The organism is Treponema sp. J25, from assembly GCF_004343725.1.
Lineage (GTDB): Bacteria > Spirochaetota > Spirochaetia > Treponematales > Breznakiellaceae > J25.
In genome coordinates this window covers 1-18,491 of record NZ_PTQW01000039.1, presented here as the reverse complement: position 1 = coordinate 18,491, position 18,491 = coordinate 1, and the positions used below count along the sequence as shown (strand labels likewise).

Annotated in this window: 18 protein-coding genes; 6 read left to right on the top strand and 12 right to left on the bottom strand. The window is 50.6% G+C overall.

Going from position 1 to position 18,491, the window contains the following annotated elements; translation table 11 throughout:
- Positions 1-51: 51 nt before the first annotated feature.
- The 5 genes from C5O22_RS11405 to C5O22_RS11385 form a co-directional block, all read right to left on the bottom strand.
- Positions 52-1,188, bottom strand: coding sequence for a hypothetical protein (locus C5O22_RS11405; protein ID WP_132781923.1), 1,137 nt, complete (start codon positions 1,186-1,188; stop codon positions 52-54).
- Between the two features lie 60 nt (positions 1,189-1,248).
- The gene (locus tag C5O22_RS11400) at positions 1,249-3,234 is read right to left on the bottom strand and encodes an ATP-binding protein (RefSeq protein ID WP_132781922.1); all 1,986 of its coding nucleotides are present in this window, start codon (positions 3,232-3,234) and stop codon (positions 1,249-1,251) included.
- Entirely contained in the window at positions 3,227-3,715 is a 489-nt protein-coding gene (locus C5O22_RS11395) for a chemotaxis protein CheX (protein ID WP_132781920.1), read from the bottom strand. Before C5O22_RS11395 ends, C5O22_RS11400 begins: the two co-directional genes overlap by 8 nt.
- Before the next feature lie 122 nt (positions 3,716-3,837).
- Complete coding sequence (locus tag C5O22_RS11390; protein ID WP_132781918.1) at positions 3,838-4,215, bottom strand: response regulator; 378 nt, start codon at positions 4,213-4,215, stop codon at positions 3,838-3,840.
- Between the two features lie 239 nt (positions 4,216-4,454).
- Positions 4,455-4,895, bottom strand: coding sequence for a Dps family protein (locus tag C5O22_RS11385; protein ID WP_132781916.1), 441 nt, complete (start codon positions 4,893-4,895; stop codon positions 4,455-4,457).
- Between the two features lie 395 nt (positions 4,896-5,290).
- Between C5O22_RS11385 and C5O22_RS11380 the strand changes: the two genes are divergently transcribed.
- Positions 5,291-5,836, top strand: coding sequence for a hypothetical protein (locus C5O22_RS11380; protein WP_132781914.1), 546 nt, complete (start codon positions 5,291-5,293; stop codon positions 5,834-5,836).
- Positions 5,837-5,850: 14 nt separating this feature from the next.
- Here the strand turns inward: C5O22_RS11380 and C5O22_RS11375 are convergent, their stop codons facing one another.
- Entirely contained in the window at positions 5,851-7,581 is a 1,731-nt protein-coding gene (locus C5O22_RS11375; RefSeq protein WP_132781912.1) for a beta-N-acetylhexosaminidase, read from the bottom strand.
- Positions 7,582-7,635: 54 nt separating this feature from the next.
- Positions 7,636-8,625 (bottom strand): DMT family transporter, encoded by a 990-nt coding sequence (locus C5O22_RS11370; protein ID WP_132781910.1) that lies wholly within the window; start codon positions 8,623-8,625, stop codon positions 7,636-7,638.
- A 145-nt stretch (positions 8,626-8,770) separates the two neighbouring features.
- Here C5O22_RS11370 and uvrB point away from each other — a divergent pair, with 145 nt between their 5' ends.
- A complete protein-coding gene (uvrB, locus tag C5O22_RS11365; RefSeq protein ID WP_132781908.1) occupies positions 8,771-10,759 on the top strand; it encodes an excinuclease ABC subunit UvrB in 1,989 nt (662 codons plus the stop codon).
- 306 nt (positions 10,760-11,065) lie between these two features.
- On the opposite strand, the gene C5O22_RS11360 is transcribed toward uvrB, so the two are convergent.
- The gene (locus C5O22_RS11360) at positions 11,066-11,725 is read right to left on the bottom strand and encodes a hypothetical protein (RefSeq protein WP_132781906.1); all 660 of its coding nucleotides are present in this window, start codon (positions 11,723-11,725) and stop codon (positions 11,066-11,068) included.
- An 84-nt stretch (positions 11,726-11,809) separates the two neighbouring features.
- Between C5O22_RS11360 and C5O22_RS11355 the strand changes: the two genes are divergently transcribed.
- Positions 11,810-12,637, top strand: a complete 828-nt coding sequence (locus C5O22_RS11355; protein ID WP_132781905.1) for an MBL fold metallo-hydrolase — start codon at positions 11,810-11,812, stop codon at positions 12,635-12,637.
- Positions 12,638-12,926: 289 nt separating this feature from the next.
- Here the strand turns inward: C5O22_RS11355 and rpmB are convergent, their stop codons facing one another.
- The 4 genes from rpmB to C5O22_RS11335 form a co-directional block, all read right to left on the bottom strand.
- A complete protein-coding gene (gene rpmB, locus C5O22_RS11350; RefSeq protein ID WP_132781903.1) occupies positions 12,927-13,118 on the bottom strand; it encodes a 50S ribosomal protein L28 in 192 nt (63 codons plus the stop codon).
- A 176-nt stretch (positions 13,119-13,294) separates the two neighbouring features.
- Entirely contained in the window at positions 13,295-14,329 is a 1,035-nt protein-coding gene (gene tsaD, locus C5O22_RS11345) for a tRNA (adenosine(37)-N6)-threonylcarbamoyltransferase complex transferase subunit TsaD (RefSeq protein WP_132781901.1), read from the bottom strand.
- Entirely contained in the window at positions 14,310-15,599 is a 1,290-nt protein-coding gene (locus tag C5O22_RS11340) for a divergent polysaccharide deacetylase family protein (protein ID WP_165910511.1), read from the bottom strand. The genes tsaD and C5O22_RS11340 overlap by 20 nt, the downstream gene beginning before the upstream one ends.
- 28 nt (positions 15,600-15,627) lie before the next feature.
- Positions 15,628-16,482 carry a sigma-70 family RNA polymerase sigma factor gene (locus tag C5O22_RS11335; RefSeq protein ID WP_132781897.1) on the bottom strand — a complete coding sequence of 285 codons (855 nt, stop codon included), beginning with the start codon at positions 16,480-16,482 and terminating at the stop codon, positions 15,628-15,630.
- 216 nt (positions 16,483-16,698) lie between these two features.
- Here C5O22_RS11335 and C5O22_RS11330 point away from each other — a divergent pair, with 216 nt between their 5' ends.
- The 3 genes from C5O22_RS11330 to C5O22_RS11320 all read left to right on the top strand — a co-directional run bounded on the left by C5O22_RS11330 (position 16,699) and on the right by C5O22_RS11320 (position 18,359).
- Positions 16,699-17,142: a hypothetical protein gene (locus tag C5O22_RS11330; RefSeq protein ID WP_243692932.1), complete on the top strand. Its 444-nt coding sequence runs from the start codon at positions 16,699-16,701 to the stop codon at positions 17,140-17,142.
- Between the two features lie 108 nt (positions 17,143-17,250).
- Positions 17,251-18,066 carry a septal ring lytic transglycosylase RlpA family protein gene (locus C5O22_RS11325; protein WP_132781893.1) on the top strand — a complete coding sequence of 272 codons (816 nt, stop codon included), beginning with the start codon at positions 17,251-17,253 and terminating at the stop codon, positions 18,064-18,066.
- 62 nt (positions 18,067-18,128) lie between these two features.
- Positions 18,129-18,359 (top strand): DUF3185 family protein, encoded by a 231-nt coding sequence (locus C5O22_RS11320; protein WP_132781891.1) that lies wholly within the window; start codon positions 18,129-18,131, stop codon positions 18,357-18,359.
- Positions 18,360-18,491: the final 132 nt, after the last annotated feature.

Sequence of the window (18,491 nt, the reverse complement as noted above, 5' to 3'; positions counted from 1 at the left end):
CCCTTCCCATGATGCAAGGGGAAAACGAAAAAGGTCGAGGGAAACCAGCTCTTATTTACCTTTCCCGTGTTCTTTTTGACTTAATTCGAGCACTAACGACCAGGTTCCGGCGGAGCCCCGATACAGGGGTTCTATCATGGCATCATTGTATTTCAACTTGATATAGAGCGCATAGGATACCAGGGACCATTCATCATACTCTGCCTGGCGAACATTCCCAAGGGAATCAAAACCAAGGCCAATGCTATAGCCGAGGCCATATTGTTTTTCATACCAGGCCCCGAGGATAATAAAGCCAAGGCAGGTTTCTCCGTAAAAATATACTTTATCCCACCAATTCTCTGGCAAAGATGCGATGGTGCTCGCCAGTTCATCCGCAGAAGTAATAAGGCCTATTCGACCGGAAAAAAAGATAACATTAGCCACATTTTTTATATAATTTTCTAGACTGTCCAGCGAAGATACATCGACCATGGTATCCCCTATGGCAAGCTTTACACTAAGTCCTATATGAGAAAGGTCCTTTTCTATTTTGTAGTTTGGGGACTTATAAATATTCTCATACATCAGCCCTGGCCAAAAACTAAAAAGCCGCTGATTTATCAATTTGAATAACAAAGAGGTGTTTAAAAAAGAACCAAAAACAGCTCCCGCCCGAGCGACCAGGGCCCGGGTATTAAGGGTTCCATTTGCCACAGGGGTAATATCGAACATAAAAGAGGGTAAATCCAGGTAGGGTTGAGCCTCTTCTTTTTCCGCAAGGCCCGTTACCTCATGGACAAAATTAAGTCGCCATCGACAGGAGGCCCCAAGCAAGACATTTCCCCACCATGACTGTATATTCCCTCCCGTAAATATGCGATGCACATAGGCCAGGTGACTATCCAGGGGCCACCACTGGTAATTTTGCATAGAGATGTTATACCCCAGGAACAGTCCCAGGCTACCGCTATCGCCTATCTCTCCGATAGGACTTGCAAGATAAAATTGATAGGTGTTTATTTTCTTCTCCAAAAAGATATCATTCTGGAATTTTACTCCCAACCCCAGTCCCGTAAGTTCCTGAAGCTGACTATTAAAAAGGGTTTCTTCTTTGTTAAAAATATTGATTACCGACTGAGCAATAAGGGGCTGTACCATTAAGAACCCCATGCTTAGCACGAGTGGTATGAGAATACGGATCCTCATCTCTCCTCTCCTCTACTCCTTATAGGTTTGAAACAGGGCCGGTTATTCCCATTCCTGTTTTTAGCCCGCCACGGAATGATTTTTTTCTAAAGGGAAATAAAGGTAAAACCGGCAGCCCTTGCCTTCTTCGGTAGCGATTTTAATGCTTCCTCCTGTAGCATACACCCGATCTTTCACGAGAGATAGGCCGACGCCACGCCCACTGTGGAGATCCGCCTCATCCTGGGTACTAAAACCGGGGGAGAAAATATACTGCAAAAGCTGTTGCCGTTCCTTACTCGGCTCAATTCGCATACCCCGCCGTTCCGCCTGCTGTCGGATCCGTTCGAAACAGAGCCCATTCCCATCATCCCCTACCACACAACACAGTTGGTCTCCCTTCTTTTCAAGACTCACAAAAATAGTCCCCGCCGCGGGCTTGCCCTTCCGCTGTCGTTCTTCGGGGGTCTCGATACCATGCACTAGGGCATTCCGCACCAACTGGATGAGAATTTCCTTAAGGAGCCGAAAATCAAGCTGCTGGAGAGCCCCATGTTCCAGGGTTCCCACCGAAAGGGTTGCCTGTTTCCCTAATTCATGGCAGAGCTTCTTTATCGTCCGCTCCAGGGTTTGCACCAACACCTGTTCTTCCTGCAATTGAGAACTGGTAGCCGAAAAAGAACGAATTCGATTCAGCAGTTGTTCAAAGGTGTCCTTTTCTCGATAAACCTTTTCAATTTCCACGGTAAGATGGAGCATATCCTGGAAGGTTATCTCTTCTTTATTCTGGATGAGCTTTATCTCCTGTTCCAGGGAATGGAGCTTTTCTGCAAAGTCTGAAAGCCCCAGGATAACCGCATTGGCCTTTACGGCATGAATGTACTGATACACCTCCAAAAGGGTCTGGCGGTTATCCTCCTCTGAGTTTTTCAAGGCTCCGTTTATATGGACAAACTGATAATCCATTTCCTGGATAAAATCTTCAAAGATCCGGGGATCCACGTGGACAACCTCAAAGAGGGCCCGCATTTCCTGCTGCCGTTTTTTCTCTTCTTCTTCGAGTTGCCGCCGCAGTTCTACTTCCCGCGTTAAATCCCGTAAGGTACAGAGGAGGTAGGCCTCGCCGTTCTCCCGCTGGAGACAACTACACGTCACCGAAAGGGTGCGCGGCGCAGTTCCCCCCGGGGGAAGGTAGGTAAACTCCTTAAGGGGGTTGATATCTTCTAGCATGGCAGCATCAAAGCGTTGTTCTAACACCATGGCAAAAAAATCTTCCAGGAGTCCTTTTTCTTTTGCAGAAAGAGAAGGGGAAAGGATATCCAGAAAAATCTCGCCGGTAAGGTTAGTTTTACCCAGCATGGCCTCAAGAATGGGAGAATACTGGCCCTGTATTTTCCCCTGCCTATCGAGCAAAAACAGGGCTTCCCGCAGGTTATCCTTCATGGCCGCTATCTGGTCCCGCTCTTCCTTAAGAGAAGCCGTAAGTTTCAGGAGCCGCTGGTCCTTGTTCATCTTGGTAATCTCGTACACCATCGTACAAAGGGTAACCAGGAGATAGACGCCGATACCGCGGAAGGCAAAGGCTGCTTCATACTTCTGAGGGCTGAATCCTGGGACCAAAACCACCATCCCCAGGAATATACCAAGCAGGGCCGTTAAGAGACTTCCCAAACGGATTCCCAAAAGGAAGATAGCTAAAAGAGGAAAGGAATAGGCCCAGAGAACCCCCGAGTTTTGTACGCCCCCGGTATACACCAGAAACGCACAGAGCCCCATGAACGAAAGGACCGTGAGACCCGATGACCAGATAAAGGGAGCGGGTGTCCTAAGAAGGACAAATCCCACTAGCGTAATCGCTGCCATGGAAAAATCGAGGATCCCCTGCAGAAAGGCCTGCTCTCTAAAACTTTCTACTCCAAATAGAACAAGGAGGGTACAACCCACAAATATCATGGAATTGAGGAGCACGTACCGGATCGTCATATCCATTTTTTCTGGATCGTCTTCCCTGAAGAACTTTCCGCTCGTCATCAGGTTGATGAAAAAATTCGAAGACCCCTTACTCATATTTTAAGCCCTCCCTCTTTGTTTCCAGGGCCACAGAGAGGCAGAATTCCTTTCCTCCCTGGACCGTAAAGGGAATGCAAATGATGCGGGTTTGCTCAAGCGGCCAGGCGATATGATGATTTGGCCCATCTACGATGGTGGGGAGAGAAATAACCAGTTTAAAACTTTCCTCAAGGCCTTTCTTGGCATTCCCGGCGATGATATTGATGAGTTCTCCCACCGCGTCGACCACATCTTCATTCAGGGCTGGCTGTTCTCTACCCGTTAACGTAGTCGTTATGGCCAGGGCCAGGTCTTGCTTTAAAGAAAGCACCACCGCCCCCCGGGCTTCGCCGGTAAGCCCAATAACCCCCGAAATATCCCAGGCATGGGGACTATTCATCTCGCAAATGTAGGGACGTCCCACGGCAATATCCATCCCCACCATGTTGGTAAAAACTCCGCTTGTGGCTTCCACAAAGGGCTCAATGTACTTTTCCATTTATATCACTTCCTTTACCTAAATAATCCCGGGCGAGGACAATGGCTGACCCACTACCACGCCCTTACTTTTAATCCCTACAAACAGATTCACCCCGAGAAGTAAGACTACCGGGCATCCCCCTACGGAAAGACAATCTTTGAAAGCTTTTCGTAAAAAATTCGCTCATTTACCGGCTTCACGATATAATCGGTAGCCCCATGTTTCAGCGCTTCGATCACATTGTAGCGGGCGGCTTCACTGGTAACCATTACGATGGGAAGGTTCTTGTATTGTTCCATGGCCCGGACCTTCTTAAGAAAATCGATGCCCGAAAGCTCCGGCATGTTCCAATCCAGGAGAACCAGGTCGATAGGATGTTGTTCCAGCAACATCAGGGCTTCCCGTCCATTGGGCGCTTCATAGAAGGTACAGGGGATGTTAAGGGTCGCAAAGGTATTCTTGACGATGTTTCTCATAATGCGAGAATCATCCACCACGAGCACTTTTTTTTCTGACATAGGGGAACTCCAACATTACTACATTTCTTGCAATTATAGTGCAAAAAAATTAAAAAACAAGGGAAAAAAAACTGAACATGTTGTAAATTTGTCCTTCTGATAAACAAAAAGCGGAACAGAGAGGAAATAGCATACTTATATGAATTTGCCGTTATCCCATGGGACAATAAAAAGGGGCCCCTCATGCTTTATTTTGAAAGGCCCCTTCTTAATATCTTCATTACTTTTCTGCGCTGGTTTTATCCTTTGGTAGCCTTAAGCATCCAGATTTTCTTTTCCAGATCTCCAATGTAATCGGCGAGCATATTGTCGGTAGCTGGATCATCCGTTTCGGAGGCTACCCTGCGGGTCTGTTTATATTCCGCAAGGAGATACTCAAAATCCTTGATTATCCCCGATAGCACATCTTCCGCCGTATAGGCGTTTTTCCCTGCATCGGAGATAGCGGTGTTACTCGCATAGGACCGTACACTCGCCGGCGCCACGCCCCCAAGCTGAACGAGCCTTTCTGCTATTGCGTCAAACTGCTCGTTAATATCGTCATAGTAGGTTTCCGTAAGTTCATGGAGCACCTTAAACTGGGGACCTCGAACATGCCAGTGATAATCATGCAGTTTGATAAACAGGGCTGCTAGATCTACCACATGTTGTGAAAGTCGATCTTTTACGTTGCTACTCATAGCCATACTCCTTATCATTGAGATATTAAGAATTATGCAGAAAGTATGCCAAAGATTATTTTATTATAAATAAATGAATTAGTATTTTTTATTATCAGAAAAATAGTAACTGGTGAATAAAAATCACCGATATTTCGGTTAAACCTATATATCGGTGAATCTTGTAAAACCTTCCTTGGTAGAACAAAAGAGAGCACAATAACCTCTAGCCGTTTTACCCAGAATTAGTTTAGAAAAAAACGAGGATTCTTCACACTTAACCACAAAAAGCGGGCCCCCAGAAAAAGCCATATGTAACACACTACTTTTTATCACCACCTTTTTCAGTTCCCATAATTATGATAAGAAAATATATGTGATTCTCAACTAAGATTAATTTTTAAAGAGGCAATACGATGATTCCTGATTCGATTGAATTTATGTATGATCGTCAAAAGTATACCCTTAAATATATTAGCACCTTCCGTTACATGATTTTTAAACTCTACCAAGAAGGGCGGCTCATTCATAAAGAAAAAATCCGGCTTACCGCCTGGTATAGCCAAAAATTGTCTCATCAGTTTCGGGTCCCGGAAGGGAACACATTCTTAGAACTTCAGTTTTTCGTCGGGCAAACCGAAGAAGAACCCCTGGCCTATGCGCTGCTTATTAACAAAACCCTCATAAGCGGGGTGGATCCCCAGCGTCTTAAAGAAGTTGATCCCCTTGATCTTCCTCAGGAGGAGCAGCGAAATCCTTTTTCGAGGGCCCTTACTTATCTCTCACCAGTCATTATAGTAATAATAAGCGATACTATAGATAATAAGTTAGAGCCCATCACCCATTACCTCATGATAGCCCTTGTTAGCGGAGTCATGATCGCCTTCGTAGAGGTTCTTTTTGATAAGGTTCACAAAGCAATTAGATCTCTCTTACAAAAACGACGTCAGCCCACTTCTTAAGGACCGGCTCCTGCTTAACTTCCCTCTGGGGAGCCTTCATAGCGGGGACAATAATTAACCGCCCGCTGGGACAGGATTCCCCGACCATTGCCAGTGTGCCCGACGGTAAGGCGTTCTACGAAGTCCCCATAGGGGCTTCTGCCAGCCCCATTCCAGCCCGTTTCCGCTATGGCAAGGAGCCGGGGGAACATCATGTACTCAAGTCGTCGGGGATCCCGGATAAACTCGGTCCACACATTGGCCTGGATGCCCCGGAAACGTCCGGCGGCCAGCGCCACCGCACCTTCTGTATCAAACCCAGGGCTCTTCCGAAGGGTCATAGGTGCCGGAGAAGCATCTCCCGCTTCCTGGTTCGATGGCATAAGCAACCTAAAGGGATCGAATTCGTACACGTACTGTAGGCTTGCCGCCGCAGGGCTTCTGTAGCCAATTCCCGGGGATTGGCGTCTATTCTGGGTCTGCACAAAATCAAAATAATACGGGAAAGAAGGACTTATAACCAGCTCCCTTCCCTGGGCAAGGGCCCGTTTACTCTGCTCATCAAGCCAGGCACGCCAATGCACCACATTGCAGCCATTAGGGAGGGTAGAATCTAACACCTCATCCCAGCCAAACACGGTTTTTCCTTTTTGGGTAAGATAGTCCGTAATTTCCCGAATAAAATAGCCATGGAGATCTACCCAATGTTCTAAGCCGAGGGATTCTTTTTTGCTCCTACAGCGGGGACAGGCTTCCCATCGGTCCGTGGGACACTCATCACCCCCAATGTGAACGTAGGGCCCCGGAAACAACTCGCACACCTCATCCCAAATTTGCTTGACGAAGGGGAGAACGTCGGGGTTCCCCATACAGAGAACATCCTCAGCGATTCCCCACTCGGTACGAACGGTAAAGGGCCCACCGGTACAAGAGAACTCGGGGTGACTTGCCAGCAACGCCTGGGCATGACCGGGGAGATCGATCTCCGGTATCACCGTAATACCCCGATCGGCCGCATAGGCCACAATCTCCCGGATATCCTCCTGGGTATACAACCCGTTTCTCATGGGATCTCCCCCATTTCTCTGGGAACCTATTTCGGTAAGTTCCGGGAACTGGACAAGTTCTAAGCGCCATCCCTGGTCATCGGTTAAGTGCCAATGGAAGCGGTTTATTTTATAGAGCCAGGCAAGGCTCAGGATTTTCTTAAGTTCCGAGGGGGGAACAAAATGCCGGGCAGTATCGATCATAAGCCCCCGCCATTCCAGGGAAGGGCCGTCGGTAATTACTCCACAGGGAATTTTAAAACGCCAGCCATCCCAGCCAAAGTGCAATAACTGTATCACCGTGGCGCAGGCCGCGGCGGCGAGTTCCTTTTCCCTATTGACTTCAGAGGGACTCTGCTCAACGGAACCGCTTACCGTAATCACTATTTTTTCGGGGCTTATTTCCAACCTATAGCCTTCTGACAGAGAAGTCCCCGCCTTTCGTATCTCAAGGGGTACTACCGGTACCTGGGAAGCCTGGAAATTACCGCCAAACAAAGACACAGCATCAGGGCCCTGGCGCTGGCCATAGGCGATTTCCTCTTCTCTGCTTAAGGGGGCCAAAACCGCCTCTCCAAAGGCAACTCGGATTTCTTCTTGAAGGGCCCGCAAAACCCCTAAAAAACAGGGGTCTCCCCGCAGACGTAATACCCCGACAACAAGCGGTTCTTCATGAAACACCCACTGTTTGGGATAGGGAATAAGGGGAATCTTTTTCATAACCACCTCGCTTCACAGAAAACGCCCCGGAGGGGACTCTCGTTCAAGAAATTCTTACCTCAGGAAGATAAGCACCGACCCGGCCACCGCGAGGGCAGCCCCCAGCACTTCTACTACATGAATTTTTTCTTTATTTATGAGCACCGAAGGGAAAATAATCAAGATCGGCGTCAGTCCCATGAGGGTTGCGGCCACCCCGGTGGCAGTATGCTGCACCGCCACAAGGCCCAAACTAACCCCCAGGAAGGGGCCAAAAAAAGCACCTATCGAAAGGGCAAGCAGGGCCGCCCGATTCCTGGTTGCGACCACCACTGCCTTCACCTGCCTTCCCATAAGGGCTACCAAAAGAAAGCCCGCCAGTCCCGCTATCACCCGTATCTGGGTTGCCGCAAAGGGGTCAAAGGAAGGGGCCCCAATCTTAGAAAGGATAAGGCCCCCCGCCTGCCCCAGGGCCGCGAGAAAGGCACACACAAAGCCCCGGATCCTCAGGCCCCCTTTCTTAGATTGATGAGGGGGTTCGGTTATCCCAGAGGAATCCTCTGAGTTCTGCGTCGTAGCGGGGTGTACATCGCCAGGCCCCTGCAGCACCAGTTCTTTTTCCGCAAGGCGTTTTTTTTCAAGCACCACCCACAGGATGGCCCCTATAACGAGGACCATTCCCACAAGGCCCCGGAGAGAAATGGACTCCCGGAGAATAAAAAAACTTAACAGGGCGGTTATTAAAGGATAGGAAATAAACACAATCTGGGCAGTCCGGGCCCCGATATCAATGTAAGACTGGAACAAAAAAATATCCCCAAAGGTAAACCCCACAAGTCCCGACAAAGAAAGCCAAAACCATACTGATTGCGGGGCATGCAGAGGCAAGGCTTCCCCTGCCACAACCAGACGAAACACCATAAAGAGGAACAGGGCTACCACCAGTCGCAGGATGTTTAAGGCCAGGGACCCAATTCGTTTGGCCGCCCGTTCAAAGGCCAGGGCCGTAATGGTCCAGCAAACACTCGTTGCAAGACCAGCAAGCTCACCAAGATGTGCATTCATAGGTCTGTCATACCATGGGACAGTTACACCATACAAGGGGACCGCGGGGGAGATTTTTCCCTTAGAGGAAATAAAAAAAGAGGGGCCCCCATTCTTCGTCCCACTATGTCTTGCCAAAACCGCTCGGGAAGCCCATACTGGACCTATGCGTCCATTTCAGGTTGTTGCCCCTTACGGGCCCGCCGGCGATCAGGGAAAGGCCATCGAAGCCCTTGCCCGGGGTATTCGGGAGGGAAGGCCATTCCAAACCCTTAAGGGGGTTACGGGATCGGGGAAAACCTTTACGATGGCTAAGATCATCGAGGCCGTCCAGATGCCCACCCTGGTGATCAGCCACAACAAGACCCTGGCGGCCCAACTGTATCGGGAATTTAAAAGCTTTTTCCCCCACAATGCGGTGGAATACTTTGTTTCGTATTACGATTACTACCAGCCCGAAGCCTATGTGGCGAGCCGGGATCTCTACATCGAAAAAGATGCTTCTATAAACGATGAGATTGAACGGATGCGCCTCTCGGCGACCCGGAGTCTAATGGAACGGAACGATGTCATCATCGTGGCCACCGTCTCCTGTATTTACGGCCTTGCGACACCGGAGGTGTACAAGAAAATGACCGCCACCGTCAGCCGGGGTGAACGGCTCGATCCGGCGAACCTGATGAAACGCTTCGTGGAACTCCAGTATGAACGGAACGATGCGGTGCTTGACCGGGGTCGGTTCCGACGTCGGGGGGACACCATTGAAATATACCCCGCCTATCTGGAAGAGGCCTATCGCATCGAGTTTGATTGGGATGAGGTGGTCCGGATCCGCCGCTTTGACCCCATCTCGGGAGAGGTCCTGGAAGAACTCGATCGGGCCCTGATCTATCCGGCTAAACAGTTCGTACTTCCCCAGGAGATGATCGACCGGGCGCTGGATCGAATCCGGGAGGAACTGGCTGAACGGTACGCCTACTTTCAACGGGAAGGCAAAATGCTCGAGGCAGAGCGAATCAAGACCCGGGTAGAGTACGACCTGGAAATGCTCTCCGAGATGGGTTACTGTCCGGGAATTGAAAACTACTCTGCCCCCCTGGCGGGGCGCGCCGCCGGCGAGCCACCGGATACCCTCATCGACTACTTTCCCCGACAGCATCTTACCTTTATCGATGAAAGCCACGTAACCCTTCCGCAAATCGGGGCCATGTATGCGGGGGACCGTTCCCGAAAGCAAAGTCTGGTGGATTACGGCTTTCGCCTGCCGTCAGCTTTAGATAACCGGCCCCTCCGGTATGATGAATTCATGGAGCGGCTTGATAAGACCATCTTCGTTTCCGCCACCCCGGGGCCCGAAGAATTAAAGCTTTCCAGCCAGGTGGTGGAACAGATTATCCGCCCCACGGGGCTTCTGGATCCCGAAGTAGAGGTACGTCCCACGGAAGGACAGATGGAAGATATTTATGGAGAAATTCGAAAACGCATTGCCCAGGGTGAGCGCTCCCTTGTCCTGACACTTACCAAAAAAATGGCCGAGGACCTGACAGATTACCTGTTAGGGCTAGGGCTGAGGGTCCGTTATATTCACAGCGAGGTAGAAACCATCGAACGGGTAGAGATTCTTACCCAACTCCGTCAGGGAGATTTTGATGTCCTTGTGGGAATCAACCTGTTACGGGAAGGTATCGACCTCCCGGAAGTTTCGTTTATCGCAATTCTAGATGCCGATAAGATCGGCTTTCTGCGCTCCGTCACAAGCCTTATCCAGATCATCGGCCGGGCCGCCCGGAACGCCGCGGGTAAGGTGGTCATGTATGCGGACCGCATGAGCGACGCCATGAAGGAGGCCATTGCCGAAACCAGGCGGCGTCGGGAAATTCAGATGGCCTACAACCAGGCCCATGGCATTACTCCCACCACCATTAAAAAGGCCGTCCAGGACATTCTTATCCGGCATCAAGAAGAAGAAAAGGCTGCGGTCCAGACAAGCCTGGAGGTACTCAAAAAATCCCACAACCTGCTTATCCCTGCTCAGCGAAAGGCGTTGATAAAAGTCCTGGAAGAACAGATGCTCGAACACGCCAAGCGCCTGGAATTCGAGCAGGCCGCGGTAATCCGGGATGAAATCGAGCGAATCCGGTCCCTCAACACCTGAAGAAATCTTTCCTTTTCCCAAATGGCTGATAAAAAAACGCCTCCTGGCGCCCCCTCGGGTGCTTTCCCTCAGGAGGGGGAAGCCGTCCGGTGAGTGACACTCCATCGTTTGGCTTATCTTCAAGGGTAAGGCATGGGAGGGAACGGCGTCCCATTGTTCGGCCTTCTCTCAGGGGCACGGTATCGGGGGAACAGTGCCCCCACCTTAGCGGGTGTTTTTAGTTTTTGCCCCTTCCTAGAAGGTAGCTATTCCAGGGGTCGGCCCCCTTACGGGGTAGTTTTACCCCTTCCTTTCCGAAGGGCCCTGCTATACGGCGGCCATGAGACTGCGCTGGAATTCCCCTTCTGAGAGTTCCCCCTGCAGGTAATCCCGGATAAGGGCCTGAATCACCGGCGGAAAGGCCTTCCAGTATCGTTTGGGCCAATCCCCCAGTTCGCTCCGAAGGGCCTGGTCGGTGGCCCCATCCATCCTTCCCTGGGAATAGTCTAGAAACTGGCTAATCATGGAAAGCAACAGGTCCCGGGGAAGTTCCCCAGAGGCTTTGCCCTTTCTCTGTTGATTTCGACGGCGGGAGGCTGATACCGGTTCAAGCGCTTCTTCCTGCTCTTCGTCTTCTGCTTCCCAGTCTTGCTCCGCCCTTTCTGTACCGCCGGTCCCCGGGGAAGGCACACCCCAGGCCTCAAGAAGTTCTTCTATTTGTGCATCCGTAAGCTCCGGCGCCTCCCGGCGAAGCATCTCCACCACCATGTTCCGAACCGTGGCCCGGATGCTATCCAGGCTCCCCTGCAGGTTAATCTGAGATGCCACCGCTTTTGCCCAGCTCTGAGGATCGGGGATCTTTTGCTCCCCAAACATGGCAAGGTCCCGCTTGCGGCGCACTACCGCCGCTGCCACCACCTCGATAGACCGGGCATCACACCGGTTAAGAATATAATCTAAAACTTTTACCAATTCTGGATCCGCCATAGGGCTAGCATAGAACAGGACTACTTCTTAGGCAAGGGCTTATTCGAGATTGACCAAACGAACCAGGTCCAGTACAACCATCCTATGCGTGTTGTGTTTCTTGGTACGGGGACCTCCCATGGAATACCCGTGATAGGATGCGAGTGCCCTGTCTGCACCTCCGTGGATCCCCGCGACAACCGGTATCGGTCATCCCTCTACCTAGAAAGTACCGAAGCCGGTGCACATCAATCGACCCACATGGTGATTGATGTGGGACCGGAATTCCGGTTGCAGGCGATCCGGGCCCACATCACTCAGCTTGATGCAATTCTCCTTACCCATGCCCATGCGGACCATCTTCACGGCCTCGATGATATTCGGCCTTTTACGAAAGAGAGGGCTCTTCCGCTCTATGCCAACCGGTCAACCATAGAGGAACTGGGTCATCGTTTCAGGTACCTTTTTAAAACCACCCAAGAAGGAGGGGGTAAGCCTAAGGTGGCACCCCAGGTATGTACCGCCATGCCCTTCAGGCTAGGGGCGTTTACTATTATTCCTCTACCCCTCTTTCATGGGGAACTCCCCATCTTAGGATGGCAAGTACAGGAAAATACCAGGAGCCTTACCTACATTACCGATGCGAGTCGTATTCCGCCCCAAACCCTGGAACAATGCACCGGAACCGATTGCCTTGTCATTGGGGCCCTTCGCCAGCGTCCCCATCCAACCCATTTTACCTTTGACCAGGCTTTGGAACTTATTGCAACCATCAAACCGCGAAGGGCATACATCACCCATCTGTGTCATGAACACAGTCACGAAGAAATCAGAGAGTTTTTTAGTGAAAAAAGAAAGGGACTTCTCGCAGGAGCCGTGGGTTTCCCTGAAACCCTTACACCGGCCTACGATGGCCTTACCCTGGATGTGTAAGGGGATTCATTCGGTGGAGGTGGGCAATTTTAAGGGCAATCCTCATTCGTAGAGGGGACACCATTCGTTATAGGGGAAGCATCCCAAAGCCCTGTTCCGAGACCTGCCCATTAAGGCCCCGGATTTCTGGACCTGGGGGCTTTTAAAGATCGGCCTTTTACTCAGCGATAGGGGAAAATAAAAAAACCCCTGGTGTTCACCAGGAGCTTTCCTCCTCCAATTCCCTAAAAAAGGGAAATCACCCTTTTCCCCGGCGAGAAGCAGCTACAAGCGCCCCTCCCGCGACTGCTTACACCTTCTTGGTAATAAAATCGCTTTTCAGACAGCGGGTACAAATCTTAAGGGTCGCCGTGGTACCCCCAATCTCGGTCTTAACTTTTACCAGGTTGGGTCTCCAGGTCCGACGGGTATGATTATTGGCGTGACTGACCTTATTTCCCGTCACCGTATGTTTTCCGCAGATATCGCATGTCCGTGACATAACAACCTTCCTTCGTCTAACCTACCACACAAATTGGGCTTTACTATAGCCGATTATCAAAATAATGTAAAGGCCCTGACAATACTATTCCCCGCATAGTGGGAGCCCCTCTCATAATCAGATCTCAGGGTATACCGGCGGCCTACCGCCGCCCTCTTATCATGTAGCCAATCCGCCTAGGGATAGCGTCGTTTAAAGGCCCGCACCCGGGCTGCGGCCGTAGTGGTCCAGGGGCTCCGATCGCCCCGGGCAAGGTACCGAAAACCGATACCTGCCACCATGGCCCCGTTATCCCCACAAAGAGAAAGGGGCGGGAACAGACAACGCAGATCCTTTTCTGCGGCAAGGCGCTGTCGAAGGTACGAGTTAGCCGCCACCCCTCCCCCGATAACCACCGTCCTCAGGCCCGTATCTTCCACCGCCCGAAACAGGGCCCGCAGCAGAATTTCGATGGCCGCCTTCTGGAACGAGGCGGCCACATCTTCGCTCCGATAATTCCCCGTTACAGGGTCCCGGGGAACCTCTTTTACTCTAAATTGATCGATCTGATTAATTACCGCCGTTTTAAGGCCCGAATAGGAAACATCGTACCGATGTTCCCCTTTGTAGAGGTTGGGAAGGGGGAACCGAAAGGCCTCGCTATCGCCCTTTTGAGCAAGTCGATCAATATAGACGCCCCCCGGATAGCCAAAACCATAATACTTCGCCACCTTATCGAAGGCCTCGCCCACCGCATCATCGATGGTAGTCCCCAACACCTCGATGGTATCAAAATCTTCTACCTTACAAAGAATACTGTGCCCCCCCGACACGAGGAGCCCCAAAAAAGGGTAGGTTACCTCTTCCGTCATGAGGGGGGCATAGAGGTGGGCAAGCATATGATTGACCGCCACAAAGGGAAGATTCCGGGCATAGGCAAAGGCTTTAGCGAAACTCACCCCCACAAGGAGGGAACCTAACAGTCCTGGATGGGCCGTAACCGCCACCCCATCGATTTCAGATACCTGGCAATGGGCTTCTGTAAGAGCCCGTTCGACCACCTCGTAGATCCATTCGGTATGCATCCGGCTTGCCAGTTCGGGTACCACCCCATTATAGGGGGCGTGATGGGGAATCTGGGTGACTACCACATTAGAGAGAATGTGTTTTCCATCTTCCACCACCGCCGCTGCACATTCGTCACAACTTGATTCAATCCCCAAAACCTTCATCTTCAAAATTTCCCATCACGATGCGAGAAACCGTACTCAATGTAAAGCCCTGGGCTATCAATTCAGGGTAGAGTTCTTCCAGCGTTGCCGCCAGTTCAGAAGACCAGACGTGTCCAATCATAACCGCGGCCCCCTTCTTTTCTGCTTTCTGGACGCCATCCCGAATAAACCGAATCATCGTTTCTTTTTCCTGTACATTATCGATGAACACGTCCCGTTCTCCTATAGGTAATCGAATTTCTTTTGCCACCAGCGGCACTACCGTATCAGCGGTAGTGCGTGAGTCTATATAATATAATCCATGTTCCTTACAAAAAGCCAGTACTATTTTCATGATCCGGGGATCCGAGGTAATCCGTGATCCCTGATGGTTATTTATCCCTACCACCGGGCCTACCTCTGTCAGGTTTTTCTCTAGCACCCGCCGGATCTCTTCTTCGCTCATAGTACTGTAAATGGCGCCCGGTCCTGGATTCTGCCCCCCTACTGCTTCCATCGGCTGGTGCAAAATCACCTCCTTTCCCGCGGCCCGAATCCGTCGCGCCACTTCCGCCGAATAGGGAAGTCCCGGAAGCACCGCAATAGTGAGGGGGAAGGGAAGCCGTAAGAAAGGGGTTACCTCATGCAGGTTATTACCCGCATCGTCCAGGATGATGGCAATGGTACCCTTTGTTTTTGGTTGGGGTGTAGGGGGTCGTTCTATGACGCCCCCCGCCGGGCGGGACACTGCAGAAGAGGAAGGGATCCGTTCCACCGAATTTTCCGGTATTCTAGAGGCCCTTGAAGAAGGGGAGGCCTCTATGGGAGCGCCCCTTCTTTGTATTCCCGTGACAGAATTCTCGCCCTCGACGTATCCTGGCTTTTCAGGACTGGCGGCCCCGCCAGGGGTCCCAGGTTTTTCTGCAGGCCCATAGGAACCTTCCGGAGAAAGGGGGCCCTGCGGTTCCAGGGAAGAAAGAGGATCGGACCCCTCCGATGGCGCTCCTTCTGGAGAGGCCGGCGGTGGCACAGAGACACCAGATCCGCCGGGGACATCCTGTTCCACAGGCACATTGGAAAGGGCCCTTCCTATCAATATTACGGTCGTTCCTATGACCGCCACGCCAATACAGAGGGCAGTGATAAGGGTGACCCGGAGCCTATCTTCCCACGTGGGGGAACGCTTTCTGGTAGCCCTTCCAGGTTTCTTTTTTTTCGATACCGTTGATTCAGGGGTTCCCTTTTTAGGGGCCCCTTTCCCATTGTTTTTTGGTGGCTTTGAAGGGTTCACCCTTGTATGGTATCGAGATTCACCGATTTTAACAATAACTAAACTGCATATACTCTTTTAGTTCTGCCGCATTTTCCTTAAATTTCTTAAGGGCCCGCAGTTCAATTTGCCGGACCGTTTCGGGGGAAAGTCCCATTTCATCCCCAATCTGCTTAAGGGTATACTTTTCGCCCCCAAAGAATTCAAAGCGGTACATAAGGATTTTCCGTTCCCGTTCCATAAGCTTTTCGAGGAAACGGAGGGTATCTTCCCGTACCGAATTCCGCAGGAATTCCACATCGGGGCAATACGTCCGGTCTTCATACAGTTCAAGAAGACTCGTCGTATCATCCTTTCCGGTTTCCGCATCAAGGGATACCATGGTATTAGAAAGGGAGAGAATCTGGTCCACCTCTTCTGGTGCCATGTGCACTTCCCGGGCAAGTTCCTCCGCCGTAGGCTCGCGCATCAACTCCTGGGAAAGGGCATTATAGGCCCGCTGTATTTTTTTCAGGGCCTCTTCTTTCCGATGCGGGAGCCGGATAGAACGGCGTTTATTCACCAGGGCCCGGCTAATGGCTTGTTTAATCCACCAACTGGCGTAGGTCGAAAACCGAACATTTTTCTTGAAATCATATTTTTGAGCCGCCCGGATCAGGCCCAGATTTCCTTCCTGAATCAAATCCATAAGGGGAATATCAGAAGAGGCAAAGCTCCGGGCAATCTTAACCACCAGTCGCAGATTAGCCTTGATTAATTTTTGACGGGCCTCCTCGTCGCCCTGCATAATCCGGCGAGATAATTCCAGTTCTTCTTCAAACGAAAGCAAAGGGGTGGCACGGATTTCATCAAAATAGGTCTTGAGCACATCATCGTTGCTTTCTTTTTTCCCTCTCCTTGCCATGATAACCTCCGGAATTATATTCCACTAATACATAAGCAAAATCCGTGCCATCTAATACGATAAATAAATAATTTCTCTATGTATCATTCAGATAAAGAATTATAACAATCTTTACAATTCGCATATGGGAGGAAGGAAAAAATTGTATACTTATTCATACAATTTGACTATTTTCTCTGTATAGAAAAAGACACAAAGCTATGGTACCATAGAGCTATGAATGTGGGCATTACCTGCCAGCACCAGGGAAAAGATGGCTTTTTTACCGTATGCTGGTCAAAATTACAAAAGGCAGACCGGCATACCATTGCCCGTTCGGTGCCTGCGGTGGGGGGAATCTACGAAATTTATTGGATGGATGATCACAACCATCTGCGTCTTCTTACGGTTGGGAATGCCCGCTATGGGGGCCTTCGCTCGGAAATCCGCCGTCTTACGGATCCCTCGCTGGTAGAAAACCCTGAGGTTGTTCAAATTTTAAACGAAAAAACAATTTGGTTCCGCTATGCCCCCTGCGATTCCATCGCAGACATGGCAGATGTGGTATGGTTTTTCAGAAAAACCTATTTTCCTGAAAATCCCGGTGTATCCCACTCAGGCCGTTTTACTCGAATTTTTATTAAAGAATGGGCTCCCGACCAGGTACGATGGATAGACTAACCTTTTCCTTCCATCCTGGATAATCGTACCTCCAGGGTCCCTTAAAAACTAACGCCGGTAGGCGCCAGGGAACCTCTATTTTTATGATCCAAAACCGATAATCAAAACATGAAAATCCGGATATACGACATTCCCAGGGTTCTCCTCGTGGTGGTCATTCTTGGAATAGGGATACCGGGCCAGGAGGGACCGTCTCTTGAAGCCCAGCAACGGTCTGAAACAGCAACATTTTCTCAACGGGGGTTTGCCTCCTGGTATGGGGCTGAATTTGAAGGGAAACCGACGGCCTCGGGAGAAATTTTCCGAAGCAATCTTTTTACGGCGGCCCATCGGAGCCTTCCCTTTGGAACCCACCTTAAGGTGACCAATCTGGGCAATGGGAAGTCCGTAGTTGTCCGGGTAAATGATCGGGGCCCCTTCGTAGAAAACCGCATTATCGATCTTTCCCGGGCCGCCGCATCAGCTTTAGACATGATTCATCAGGGAATAACAGAAGTTTTTATTGAAGTCATAGCAACGGGAGAGGCCAGTCAGCTCCTGGGAGCTGCCATTCCTCAAGAGAAAGGCCTGTCAAACCGCAGCCCTGAAACAGAAAATCCCGGAACAGCGATATCTGAAAAAGGCAGTGGCGGCACGGTACAGACTCTTCCAAGTAGCAGTGGGCTCTCTTCTTCCTCAAATAGAAACGCTGGCATTACTTCAACCTATCGTATCCAAATTGCTTCCTTCAGGATGATGAAAAACGCCCTTTCCCTGTATAACGACTTAAAGAACAAGGGTTTTTCGGTGGCCTACGAAGAATATCAGGGCCTGTATCGAATCGTGATTCCCCGAATTCCTCCGCATCAGCTAGAGGATACCAAAAAACGGCTTGCCGATTATGGATTTACGAATATACTGGTACGAGAAGAGCTTCCTGATTAAATTTGGGGCTTTTTTCTGAGAGAAAAAGACAGGCTAGAAAGCGAAAAGGAGTAACACAAGAGATGAAAAGGATCGTAGGCGTGGTTCTCCTCATTGCGGGCATTGCAGGGGCCATCTTTGGGTACTACCAGTATACTCAAGTACAGAGTTCACTGGGGAACGCCATTTCCAAAATCATCACCGGCAGATCCCAGGAAGAACAACAGGCGGTGCTCATTATGATTGGAAGCCTGGCGGGCGCCCTGGTGGGGCTTTTTCTGTGTATTCTGCCGGGCCGTCCTAAGGGACGTTAAATCTTTTCCGGGAGGGGGGCCGCCTTCTCTTTTGTTTCCGCCACCATCTCGGTGGCCCCTTCTTCGGCGCAGGTACCTCCCGCCTCGATTACTCCCCCGGCGGCTTCGCAGCTCGTCTTAAAGTGGGCTATC